At 32.5% G+C, this 13,267-nt stretch carries 10 protein-coding genes; 4 read left to right on the top strand and 6 right to left on the bottom strand.

Annotation, left to right across the window (positions count from 1 at the left end):
* Nucleotides 1-44: 44 nt before the first annotated feature.
* A complete protein-coding gene (locus tag AC3WQX_RS07630; protein WP_002432693.1) occupies nucleotides 45-1,874 on the top strand; it encodes an APC family permease in 1,830 nt (609 codons plus the stop codon).
* A gap of 126 nt (nucleotides 1,875-2,000) precedes the next feature.
* Here AC3WQX_RS07630 and AC3WQX_RS07625 read toward each other — a convergent pair whose 3' ends face one another.
* Together AC3WQX_RS07625 and AC3WQX_RS07620 are read right to left on the bottom strand one after the other, a co-directional pair.
* Nucleotides 2,001-4,208: a cation:proton antiporter domain-containing protein gene (locus tag AC3WQX_RS07625; RefSeq protein ID WP_492740011.1), complete on the bottom strand. Its 2,208-nt coding sequence runs from the start codon at nucleotides 4,206-4,208 to the stop codon at nucleotides 2,001-2,003.
* 248 nt (nucleotides 4,209-4,456) lie between these two features.
* A complete protein-coding gene (locus tag AC3WQX_RS07620; protein WP_002432511.1) occupies nucleotides 4,457-5,860 on the bottom strand; it encodes an amino acid permease in 1,404 nt (467 codons plus the stop codon).
* A gap of 336 nt (nucleotides 5,861-6,196) precedes the next feature.
* Between AC3WQX_RS07620 and AC3WQX_RS07615 the strand changes: the two genes are divergently transcribed.
* Nucleotides 6,197-7,006, top strand: coding sequence for a metallophosphoesterase (locus tag AC3WQX_RS07615; RefSeq protein ID WP_492740010.1), 810 nt, complete (start codon nucleotides 6,197-6,199; stop codon nucleotides 7,004-7,006).
* 64 nt (nucleotides 7,007-7,070) lie between these two features.
* Here the strand turns inward: AC3WQX_RS07615 and AC3WQX_RS07610 are convergent, their stop codons facing one another.
* Nucleotides 7,071-7,682 carry a C39 family peptidase gene (locus tag AC3WQX_RS07610; protein ID WP_037550332.1) on the bottom strand — a complete coding sequence of 204 codons (612 nt, stop codon included), beginning with the start codon at nucleotides 7,680-7,682 and terminating at the stop codon, nucleotides 7,071-7,073.
* A gap of 157 nt (nucleotides 7,683-7,839) precedes the next feature.
* Between AC3WQX_RS07610 and AC3WQX_RS07605 the strand changes: the two genes are divergently transcribed.
* Complete coding sequence (locus AC3WQX_RS07605) at nucleotides 7,840-8,307, top strand: GyrI-like domain-containing protein (protein WP_037579301.1); 468 nt, start codon at nucleotides 7,840-7,842, stop codon at nucleotides 8,305-8,307.
* Nucleotides 8,308-8,353: 46 nt separating this feature from the next.
* Here AC3WQX_RS07605 and tcaB read toward each other — a convergent pair whose 3' ends face one another.
* From tcaB to AC3WQX_RS07590, 3 genes are all read right to left on the bottom strand, one after another.
* Nucleotides 8,354-9,562 (bottom strand): putative multidrug effflux MFS transporter TcaB, encoded by a 1,209-nt coding sequence (tcaB, locus tag AC3WQX_RS07600; protein ID WP_049428424.1) that lies wholly within the window; start codon nucleotides 9,560-9,562, stop codon nucleotides 8,354-8,356.
* Between the two features lie 143 nt (nucleotides 9,563-9,705).
* A complete protein-coding gene (locus AC3WQX_RS07595) occupies nucleotides 9,706-10,404 on the bottom strand; it encodes a hypothetical protein (RefSeq protein WP_030063335.1) in 699 nt (232 codons plus the stop codon).
* Between the two features lie 33 nt (nucleotides 10,405-10,437).
* Nucleotides 10,438-11,595, bottom strand: coding sequence for a glycerate kinase (locus AC3WQX_RS07590; protein WP_193626843.1), 1,158 nt, complete (start codon nucleotides 11,593-11,595; stop codon nucleotides 10,438-10,440).
* Between the two features lie 179 nt (nucleotides 11,596-11,774).
* On the opposite strand from AC3WQX_RS07590, the gene AC3WQX_RS07585 reads away from it, so the two are divergent.
* Nucleotides 11,775-13,262: a DUF6056 family protein gene (locus tag AC3WQX_RS07585; RefSeq protein ID WP_049428419.1), complete on the top strand. Its 1,488-nt coding sequence runs from the start codon at nucleotides 11,775-11,777 to the stop codon at nucleotides 13,260-13,262.
* Nucleotides 13,263-13,267 lie beyond the last annotated feature (5 nt).

Raw genomic sequence — 13,267 nt, 5'->3', positions numbered from 1 at the left:
GAGTATAGTTTAGCCATTGATAAAGAGTTAAAGAGGTAAGCGTTATGTTTAATCAATTTAAAAGACTTTTAATCGGGCGTCCAAAGAAAAATAGAGACTTAAAGGATGAAAAAATTACTAAATTTAAAGGTTTAGCAATCCTGTCTTCCGATGCTTTATCATCTGTTGCCTATGGACCAGAGCAAATATTGATCACTTTATCAGTAATTGGTGCTGTTGCTTCATGGTATACTTTACCAATCGCTGGTGCAGTTCTTATCTTACTTGCAGCTTTAATCATGTCATACAGACAAGTTATATACGCATATCCTAAAGGTGGAGGTGCGTATATGGTTTCTAAAACGAACCTCGGTGAGAAATGGGGATTGCTCGCAGGTGGTTCACTATTAGTAGACTATATTCTAACAGTTGCAGTTAGTATTTCATCAGGTGCAGATGCGTTTGTCGCTGCTTTTCCAAGCTTATACCATTTTAAAGTGTTAATTGCTTGTTTATTAGTTTTGTTCATTTTAATTATGAATTTAAGAGGGCTTACAGAATCAGCCACTGTACTTTCTTATCCAGTCTATTTATTCATAATAGGATTAATTGTATTAATTATTGTAGGAACATATCGTGTTGCTATAGGAGACGTGCAACCACATATGCATTCAACTGTTGGCACTGCAGTACCGGGGGTAACATTATTCTTACTGTTAAAGGCTTTCTCTTCTGGAGCTTCTTCTTTAACAGGTGTGGAAGCTATTTCTAATGCTGTCACCAACTTTAAGGATCCTGCTCCGAAAAATGCAGTCAAAACATTAGTAACTATGGGGACTATTCTAGCAGTTTTACTTGTAGGAATCGTGGGGCTCTCTTACGTTTATGGTGTAATGCCTCAAACAGAGACTACTGTGTTATCTCAACTGGCCTCAAAAATATTTGGTAATAACGTTGCATTCTATTTCGTTCAAGCAACAACAGTAATGATATTAGTATTAGCTGCCAATACTGGATTTACTGCATTTCCAATGTTGGCTGCATCAATGTCTAAAGATAAGTATATGCCACGTATGTTCATAGTTCGTGGTGATCGTTTAGGATATTCAAATTCAATTATTGTTTTAGGTGTCTTGGCGATTATATTAATTATTGTGTTTAACGGAATGACTGAAAATCTAATTCCATTATATGCTGTAGGTGTGTTTATTCCATTTACATTAGCACAATTTGGTATGGTCTTGAAGTGGGTAAAAGAACGTCCTAAAGGTTGGGGTATTAAACTATCATTTAACTTAGTGGGTGGAACAATTACTTTTATCGTATTTATGATTCTTCTAATCACTAAATTTACTCAAGTATGGCCAATATTATTCTTCTTACCATTTGTAGTATCTGTATTTATGAGAATTAATACGCATTATAAAAATATAGCTCAACAATTACGCTCCGATATCGATGTACATGACATCCCTGTTGTAGATCGTAATTTAGCTATTGTGCCAATACCTAGTATTACGACGGCGGTTGATAAGTCAATTTATTATGCTCAAATGTTAGCTGATAATGATGTTATCGCAGTCCATGTCACTTTTGGAGATGAAGATGATAAAGCATTAATGGAGAAATGGAAACGACACTTCCCAGATGTAAGATTAGTTATTTTACATTCAGAATATAGAAGTATCATTCGTCCAATCTCAAGATTTATCGACAAAATTCGTAAAAAAGCGAATGATCAAAACTATTTAATCACAGTAGTTGTGCCAGAATTCATTCCCAAAAAACCATGGCACAATCTACTTCACAATCAAACAAGCTTCAGATTGAAAATGCATTTGATCTATCAAAAAAACGTTATATTATGTACCATTCCATTTAAATTAACTAAATAATGTGAGACAGTATGAGAGAACAAGTAACCATACTAAATAAGGCTCAGAAAGATTGATCACAATCTTCTTTCTGAGCCTTTTTATATACATAGCTATTTAAAAGTCATATTTTTGAAATGATACGCCTTATTCTTTTAATTCGTGAGATAAAACAATTTCATTGTAATTAATATTTTCACGAATTTGTGTTGCAACATCATTCGTTATTTTATTACGTTGGATTAACTTATCCAGAATAGTTCTTTGTTTATATAAACCTTCTAATTTTAACTTTCTTAAATTTTCCGGAACAAGGTCATTTTTACTTTGTGTTTGGGATTTAGTGGATTTAAAGTCTTTGCGTGAACGACTACGTAACATACGTAATAATGAATAATATTGATTGATTACTAAACTTACCTCTAAAACATTCGAGCTATCTTGTTCCTCTCGTAATCTCAACACGATATGGTGGTTAACGATGCGCAAGATTTTTTGAACTTGTTTGTAACTATCATGGAACTGCTGCTTTCTCAATTTACGTTCTTCTTTTAATTCTTGTCTTGAATTTTTGTATGCTTCACGTTGCTCACGAATTCTAGCTTTATTGTTACTTGTTGATTGGTGTGATGCTCTAAGTCTAGCATGCTCTTGTTTATGAACTAAACGTTCTTCTTTTTTACGATTTTTTCTAGCTTTAAAACGCAAGTAAATCATTTTAAAGAGTCGAGTAAATTTCTCTACAAACGTTTTCTCATTATAAGCTTGAGTAGCATCCATGACATTACGATAGTCTCGAACATTTGTAGCATCAATTTTCCCATTATCGATAAGCTTTTGTAACGTATTTGTTTCCACATCTTCTGCAATATCTTCTAATCGTCGCAACTCTTTTGTATTTTTACTATCAGGTTCAATATTTAATAGAAATCCTAATTCTTGAAAGTATTGGTTCATCACTTGTCTATAATCTATGGAAGGATTGTTTTTAGATTCATTTTTAAAATGATCTATCACATTCTGAACGATAAATATTTTCGCTTCTTGGTAACTCATGCCTTTGAAATGAGATACTTCTTCAGAAGGCGTAATGAGCGGTAAAATGACTTGAGCTAATATTAAGCTGATTAATACCATCAATGATGCAATAAATAATAAATCGTTGCGATATTCAAAACGATGTCCATTACTAATTACATACGGCAAGGTCAATGCCATAGATAGTGAAATCGTTCCGTGAATCCCACACATTGTCATTATAAAAGCATAGTGTGCTCGATTGGGAGGTGTTTCTTCTTCATCTGAGTTATCCATGTAATATTGAATATTTTTCGGGAAATAAAAGTCTTTATACCATACAAATACCCAAATAAAACGAAATACATAAATAGCAAGCGCAATGAGTAGGGTAATCATAATTAAGAATTTAATATTTTCAGGTTCATCTTTAACAATTTCCATAACAACCTCAGGTACGATGAATCCAAGTACAACAAAGACAAAGCCATTCAGTGCATAACTAAACGTATTCCAAATTTGTGTAAAGTTCATTTGTAATTCTGTTTGTGCACGGATTAATCTATCACGTTCTAAACCATGAATTAAACCTGCTACTACTACAGCTATAATACCTGATGCATGCAATGTTTCAGCTATATAGTAAATAGCGAAGGGTGTCAATAATTGGATAAATGTTAATGTGTTTTTATCTTTTAATCCTTTGTTCGCTGTAAGGTAGATACGTATTCTCACGACAATAATACCGAAGATGGCACCGACTAATATTCCGATGATTGTCGAAATAATAAATTGTTCGATAGCGTTAATTGCTGAAAATGCACCAGTGACAAGCGCAGTGACCGCAATTTTAAATGAGATGATACCTGCTGCGTCATTCAGCAATGATTCCCCTTCTAGAATAGACATTGATCCTTTAGGTAAAACTTTCCCATTTGTAATGGCTGATACGGCCACAGCATCAGTAGGACATAAAATCGCAGCTATCGCGAAAGCAGCTGGCATTGGTAAATCGGTCCAAATCCAATGTATAAAGTAACCGACGCCAATAACCGTTGTAAAAACTAAGGCCATTGCCATTAAAATGACGGGTTTACGGTATTCCAATAATTTAGAACGAGACACATGCGTTCCTTCAACAAATAATAATGGGGCAATAACGGCCATCATAAATACTTCTGAATCAAATTCGAAATGCATTGGAATAGGTAGAGTAAAGATGACAACACCTAAACCAATCTGAATAAATGCAGTTGGAATTTTAGGAAACATATTATGTAAGACAGAACTTACAATGACTGCAAATATAAAAATTAAAAAAGCTTCTAATAATTCCATATGATTCTCCTCTATAAATCAATAACATATATTTTACCATTTAAAAATGTAAATCACATATACACAACTTTTAGCAGAATTTAACTTTAATTTGTATTAATTATTACCCCAAAAAAAGAAAGCGGAACAAAAAGAATTGTTTATAATTCTTTCATAGTTCCGCCACTCAAAGAGTAATAATTGAAGACATCTTATATAAGCGCAAGAATAACAAATTATATTCTTTAAGATGTTTTTAAAGAGAACATTTATATGTTTTTAGTTTGCTTTTGATTGCTTAAATGTTGTTTTTCAGCTAATGCTTTGGCATTTGATTTATATTTTTTATAGTAGAAGAATAAGAATATGAACCAGATTGGCGAAATAAAGATTGCTGCACGTGTATCAGCACTAAAGAATAATAATATAAATACAAAGAAGAAGAAAGCTAATACGACAAACGCGACGCCTTGACCACCGAATAATTTAAATTTACTATTTCTATGTGCTTCAGGGTCCTTTCTAACATAAACTATATATGACACGATAATCATTGCCCAAACTACTAAAAAGAGTACAGTTGATAAAGTCGTAACATATATAAATAGTTTGATTGCATCTGGGAAGATAAAATTTAACAACGCTGCTACAAGTAAAGTAATCGATGACACGAACATTGAAAGGTAGGGCACGCCGTTAGAATTTGTTTTAGTTAATACTTTAGGTCCCAAACCTTGTTTAGCTAAACCAAACAAGATACGACTATTTGAGTAAATACCGCTATTTGTAGCTGAAGCGGCTGCAGTTAGGACAACAAAGTTCACTATACCAGCCGCAAAAGGTATGCCAATAATACTAAATAGCTTTACGAAAGGACTACTATCTGGGTCAATGTTATCCCATGGAATGACTGACATGATGACTAATAAACCACCGATGTAGAAGAGTAAAATTCTAATAGGAACGTTATTAATAGCCTTAGGGATGGTCTTTTCAGGATCTTTCGTTTCACCAGCTGTTACACCGATAAGCTCAATACCAATAAAGGAATAGACTGCTATTTGAAATGACATTAAGAATCCGAAAGGACCATGTGGGAACATGCCTCCGTGCTTAACTAAATTGGTGAATGAAGCATGACCATAATGCGTTTTAAATGATAGGAAAATTAAAACCAACCCAACAATTACCATCGCTACAATAGTTACAACTTTAATAATTGAGAACCAAAATTCAAGTTCTCCAAATAAACGGGCGCCTAATAAATTAAATGAAATTAAAATCAGTACAATAAATAACACAGTTAACCAATGAGGGACCTGAGGGTACCAAAATGCGAAATATTGCCCCATGGCTGTTAAATCTGACATACTCGAAACGACCCAACAAATCCAATAAGTCCAACCTATTACGAATCCTCCAAAAGGTCCTAAATATTCATTTGCGATATCTACAAATGAATTAAATTTAGAGTTACTTAATAACAATTCTCCCAAAGCACGCATAAATGCGAATAAAATAATCCCAATAATCATATAAGTAAATAATAGTGACGGTCCAGTTAAAGAAATAGTTTGCCCAGAACCTAGAAATAATCCAGTTCCAATAGCACCACCAATAGCAATTAATTGGATATGCCTATTATTTAACTCCCTATGCAATTGTCTAGCCATAGACTTCCTCCTCAGAAAAACAAATGTTTATGAAAGCGTTTTCTTTCGTCTAATATTATAGAAACAATTTTGATAAAGCAATGATTTACAGAAATATAAGTAAATACATTTATAAGAGTGTTTATGATAATAAATACTTATGATTTTTTAGAATAATCAAAAAATTAGATTGATATTATTTGTATCTATAAAAATTCAGTAAAGCTAAAAAATATACTTAATTATAATCTTATTTTTGTAAATAGCAAGTAATATTACTAAACTGATTAATTAACTTTAATTTCTGGATATGTAATAATAAAAATTATTGTAATCTAATGTAAGAAGGGTCAAATCATGAAAATAGGTACAATTTCAGATTTACATATTGATCGCCACCCAAAACTCAAACCGGAAAGCTATCTCAATATTTTGGCAGAGGTAGTTAATGAGAGGAAATTGGATATATTATTGATTGCCGGAGATATTTCTAATGATTATAAAATGAGTTATCAGTTTATTGTCCATTTAAAAGCCATGATACAAATTTCAACTTATTTTATACCTGGGAATCACGACTTGTGGTCCGATGGCTCGGATAAATCATCAACTGAGATTTTAGAATTTTATAAAACACAAGAAGAATGTTTAATAGGACGTCCATTGATTGTTAATGATGAGTGGGCCATCGTTGGTCATACAGGTTGGTATGATTATAGTTATGCAGATAAGCGATTTTCATTAGACAAAATTAAAAAAGGCAAACATTACGGGGCGACATGGCAAGATAAAGTAAGAATTGACTGGACTACGTCAGACCAACAGTTGTCAAAAGTGGCTGCCCAAATGGTAGATGAAGATATCAAGAACGTTGATGACCGTAATATTATTTTAATGACACATGTGGTTACACATCCACAATTTGTTGTACCTACACCACATCGAATTTTTGATTTTTTTAATGCATTTATTGGGACGCAAGATTTTGATTATATTTATGAGAAATATCCTATTAAATATAGTATTATGGGGCATGTTCATTTTCGAAAAGAACTAAGAGATAGTGATACAGTTTATATGTGCCCGTGTCTAGGTTATCAAAGACAATGGAGAACGTCTGATTTAGCTAAAGAAATCAATCATGCGTTAATAGATTTCCATATTTAAAATTTAATTGTAATTAAAAAATATCTCGAGACAACAACGCTTTGTCTCGAGATTTTACTTTTTATTATGGTTGAACGAATACACACATTTGGCCTGGTGCGTTATAACTACATTCTAATTTTTGTTTTTTAATTCTGATTATCTGTTTTTGATTTGGAATGATTGAAGGTATGACAATTCCTTTAGTTAGTTGTGTCCACAAAGGATCAATATAATAGTAATAAGTATCATCATAACCTATTAATAATGTGACATGAATGTTCGATACAAGTCTAGTAGGTTTATTATCAAGACGGAACACGCGGTGGAAGGGTCTAGCACCTAAACTTGTATGATATATAATGACAGGTTGTCCTTGATCAATTATGCGTTCAAGTTGTTTTAAGCTAGAACCTGAACCATCTTTAACACGATTGTCATATTGCTTGAGGAAAGGAACGAATGCAGCAGGAAAGATGGTTTGGTGGTAACCTAACTTCACTAACAGTGGGTGGCCTACGTAACCTTTATATGGATTGTTAGGATGTTTAGGCCATTTGCTCATAATTTCCGTTGCTTTAATTGAATGATGATTAAATTGTAGTAACATTGCTGCCGATACGCCTTCACATCCCATAACCATAGGGATTGGAAATAATTGACTTATAGGTTTAACTGGTAAAATGGTTTTCTTCATAATTTCTTCCTCAACAAACTGGTATTCATTTAATATTTAATATTATATAACGTGCCATTCATTTAGTATATTAAAATGTTTGTTCTATTTGATGAGGTTATTATTTTGAAAATGGGTTATAAGATAATTGAGTAAAATTAAAATGGGGGAGATGAACATGGACTACAGAATAGAAAATATTGAGAGCACAAAAGTCATAGGCGCTTATAGACATTATAAAAGCGGAGGACACGCTCAAAGTAATATTCCGGATTTCTGGGAAGATGTGCATACTATGAAATTAGATGAACGATTATTGCAAAAAAGCGATAACCAATTGAACGGTTTGTTAGGTGTTTGTCTGCCTAAAGAAGATAGAACAATGGATTACGCTATAGGTGTGACAAGTACAGAAGATCCTCATGATGGTTTAGAGACATTCAACTTAGAAGGTGGAAAGTATTTAGTTGTCGAAGCTAAAGGACCTGTCCCTAAAAGTGTTCAGCAAACAATGAATGATATACATCATGAACTTATTCCTAGAGAAAATATTGAAATAAAACAAGCTCCATTCTTTGAGCTATACGGACCAGGTGATACACAAAGTGAATCTTACGTCACTGAGATATGGATGCCAATTCAATAATTATAATGAAACCTCACTTCTACATTTTGAAGTGAGGCTTTACTTTTTAATGAGATATAGTGTTTTTTGAATAAAGCTTAAAATAAATGAATTGTAGTAAAACTAGTAAGATAGCAGTAACACTAATTATAAGTAAGTAGGGAGTCATATCATGTTCACCATTTAAACCAACTAATGGCGAGATAATCCCTCCTAATATAAACTGGAACAAACCTAGCAAGCTAGAGGCATTACCACTACCTCCTGTTCGCTCTTCCATTGCCATTGAAAAGCCTAATGGCGCAATTGAAGTAACTGGCGAAATATTAATGAAAAATGCGATGAGTAATACATATAAAGGAAGATGTAAAGCTAACGTCGCAATAAGTAATATTACGCCTACAATTTGCACAATCGTTAAATAAATTAATAATTTTTGACGACTAATTTTTTCTACTAGTAGTGCAACAATTTGGCTAACTATGATTAATCCTACACCGTTAATAGCAAGCATCACGCTGAATTGAGGCGCACTCATGTGATAAATTTTTTGAGTAATAAAAGGAGATGCTGATGAATAACTAAATAACATCACATAGGTTAAACCTTGTAGCAACATAGGAATAACGAATGTCGGTTTTTTAAGTAAATACAAGAAATCTTTAAGTATATCTTTAAATTGAAGACGTGTTTGCATTGTTTGAGTATGGGCTGGCATTTTTAAGAAAATACCAATTAAAACTATAAAAGCGATAAGCGTTAAAAATGCAAATATCATTCTCCAGTTAGATATAGATAATACAAAACCGCCTAGCAATGGTGATAATATGGAAATAATACCGTTAACTACCATTAATGAGGCTAAAAATTTAGCTAATTCATTACCATGGTATTTATCTCCAACAGACGCTTTGGCGATGACGATAGCACCGCCACTTGTTAAACCTTGTATCAATCGTAGAATTAAAAATAACGTTAAGTGACCGGTAAATATAGATAAAAAAGTGGCTACTAAATATATCATCATTAATATCGTGGCAATTCGTTTACGACCAAAGACATCTGAAATAGGTCCAAATAAGAATTGCCCAAGCGCGAGTCCAATCATTGCAAAGGATAGTGTCAATTGGATTTCTGAAGTTGTAGTTCCAAAATCATGTTGTACTTTAGGTAAAGAAGGTGTATATGTATCGATCGTAAGTGGACCGAATGCTGTCATGACACCTAAGATAATGATTAATATCATTGAAAAGTGTTTGGCACTTGAATGAGTCATAAATAATCTCCTTTGAACAAATTACAACATCAATTATATACGTTTTACATGTGTTTGTAAGTACTAAACTTAAATACTAATTTGTGTATACATAAAAACCTAGCAAAGTCGTTACCCTAAACGACCTTGCTAGGTTAGTGTGATTAATTACTTTGTCCATCAGAGCTTGAACCGTTTAATATACTTTCTAATTTTGATTTAATGCTATCAAATTTAGTGTTGATATCTTCAAGCATACTATTAATTTTACTTTGATTTTCATTGTTTTGTTGTGCGTTATTAGCATTTTTTAGTTTATCAAGTTGTTTTTGATAAAATTGTGTGAATTTAGAATCAGCATTATTTTCTTCTTTTTGTTTTAATTTATCAATTTCATTTTGTAATTTGCTAATTTGAGATTCACTATTTTTATTATTTTTAATATCACTTTTCGCCGAGTCAACTTGTTTGTTGATATCATCATTTTGACTTTCAACTTGTTTTTTATAATTTTGAGACACATTAGGATCATTATTTACTTTATCATCATTGTGATTCATGATGGCACGGGTAACAAAAATGGCTACTATAATAAGTAAAATAACTATGATAGCAATAAGCCATTTTTTAGTTCGACCTGATTTTTCATTTTCCTCTTCAAGTTGTTGTTCACGACGATAATCACGACCATTATAGTAACGTTCTGGTTCATCATCAAATTCTCGTTGATTAGAACGTTGACCGTTCATTTTATTTGGAGATTGAGCTCGATTTCGAAATTCGTCTTCTTCAGCTCGACGTCGGTGGTTTTGATATTGATTATCGTATTTGTATGAATCTCTATACTTATCTGTTCTTTTCATAATGTCACCTCATTGTAATGGTAAACTTCAATTTTATGGTTTTAATTTCAAATTCAATTTGATGAGACGGGCGATATTTGTTGCAGTTCTTTGCATCAATTGTGGTCCATTTTCAAGGGTGGTCTTTAAATCAGAAGGATACTCAGTAATGCTAAAGACAGTGTCAATGCCGTGGCGGTAAACTTCTTGATACTGATCACCGAGGCTACCACAAATTGCAATAACCGGGATGTCATATGCCTTTGCAACTTTCGCAACGCCTATGGGTGTTTTACCATAAATCGTTTGCTCATCCATTTTACCTTCCCCTGTAATAACAATTTGAGCATCTTTCACTCTCTCTTGAAAACGTGTTTCATCTAGAACTACATCTATACCTGCTTGCAAATTAGCATCAAGAAAAGCTAGTAAAGCAGTACCCATGCCACCAGCTGCGCCTGCACCCGGTATATCTTTGACAGACTTTTGTAATTCTTCTTTAATTTTATCATGATAGTGACTTAATGCGGAATCCAACTTTGGTATCATCTTTTCAGTAGCGCCTTTTTGAGGTCCATATATTACAGTAGCGCCTTGGTTACCCAATAATGGGTTTGTAACGTCACAAGCTACTTTAATTTCAACGTTTTGTAGCAAAGGATTGAGATGAGAGGTGTCAATCTTATCAATTGTGTGTAACGCTGCTCCACCAGGTTTAATTTCATTATGCTCAACATCTTTAAAAGAAACTCCTAATGCTTGCAACATACCCACGCCACCGTCATTGGTCGCGCTTCCTCCTATCCCTAAAATGATTTTCTTTACACCATGTTTAAGTGCTTCATTAATGAGTTGTCCAGTTCCATAGGAGGAAGTTTGAAGTGGATTTCTCTCCTCATGGGTTAATAAATGAAGGCCAGATGCCTCAGCCATTTCTATAATAGCTGTTTCATATTGATCACTTCTTGCATAACTTGCATCAATATTTCTAAAGAGAGGGTCTTTAACTTGAACGGTATAGGAAGTCGCCTTTAAAGCTTCTTTCAAAGCTTCAGTTGTTCCTTCGCCACCATCCGCCATAGGTATAAGGTCGTAAGTAACTTGATCATTAAACACTTCTTGAAAGCCATTTTGAATTGCAGTAGCTGCCTCTTTCGCTGTCATACTCTCTTTAAACGAATCTGGGGCAATAACTATTTTAAATTGTGACACGCAATCACTTCCTATTATTATGTTTTATTGCTATTTTTTTTAAAATAAACTTCAACTAAAGTCACACTTATCATTATCTTTTGGAAAGGGATAGTCATTTATATGTTTTTAAGTCTATAATAAAATTAAATAAATTAAGCTTACGATAAAACATCATGAACATGCAGAGAGGACATCTTATGAAACAACTTAAACAACACGAACAATTATGTTGGTATATAGGTATTATATTATTTTATTTCATTATGGCTATTCTAACACCATTATCTTTTGTTGACTGGCATTGGTATTTAAATTCACACATAAGTTCACTTGGGCAAGATTTAATGAAAACGAATGGAAGATATCTCGGGAATTTTTTAGAGATTCTCGCGATGCATAGCGCTATTTTCAAATATTTAAGTTATACTGCTTTATCGTGTTTAATGATTTACTTTTGTTCAATGATAGTGAATGTAAATAAAAAGTTTATATATATTTTGATATGTTTTACATTTTTAATAATGATTCCAAGTGGAGTTTATAGTGAAACTTATGGATGGATAGCAGGATTCTACAATTATATTCCTTCATCAATAATCTCATTATTCATCTTATATACTATCATTTATATTCTTTATGGAGATGAAGAGGCTAGTATTAATCATCTTTGGCTGTTTCTCACAGCTTGTTTGTTTGGGCAGTTATTTATTGAAAATATCACTATATACAATAGTCTTATCATTTTAATTGGTGCTAGTATATATGGCATCCAACATAAAAAGCTAAACTACTATTTAATTGTGGGCTTTATGCTAAGTTGCATTGGCGCAATCATTATGTTTTTAAATCCTATTTACTTTAAAATCATCGATGGTAAAACAATCTACCATTCTATTTCAGATAAAGTAGGCATTTTACATAAAATAGGAACGACTTTATTAATGGACTTTCCTAAGTATATATTTCTTAATCAATATTTAATACTCGTAGTTATTTCGGTTATCATTACAATACTTTTGGTTCGTAATACAATTTTTGTAAACCAACATGTTGTTATTAAATTTGCAATTATGTATGGTTTGTACAGTTTACCGTTTTATAAATTACTCATCTATGATCAATTCCATTTTGAAATATATACAAAATCATTTTCAATAGCTTTATTAAACTTCTTGATTTGTGCAGTTTTCTTTGCGGTCTTGATATATAGTACAGTCATATTAATATCAGAAAAATATTTAAGAGCCATCGCTTTAGGATGTTTAATTTCAATCGTGTTATCGACGCTACCATTATTGGTTGTGGCTCCAATAGGAAATAGAAACTTTTATTTCATATACGTGCTGTGGTTAATATTTTTACTTAGTTTTGTAAAGCAATTTGATGGAAATATCAATAAAGTAACGACTATCGTTAAGGCAATTGCATGTGCTCATAGTTTGATATTAGTTATAGGATTTAGCTTGATTTATCAAAGTAGTGTCAATAGAATTGAAAATGTTGAAGAACAATTAAAAAATGGTAAGCGTCATCAAAGTATTATATTAGAGAGATTACCTTTCGAAAAATATACGCATTTAACAACACCGTCAACGAAGACGGATTTCAATGACTTTAAAGCATATTATGATTTGCCAAAAGATCTAAAGTTTAAAGTAGTACCATTTGGTTATGATGGAGAATAATTAAA

It is taken from the genome of Staphylococcus sp. FW104-15G4D, from assembly GCF_058790135.1.
The sequence above is the reverse complement of the archived record's forward strand: the minus strand, read 5'-3'. Positions and strand labels throughout refer to the sequence as shown.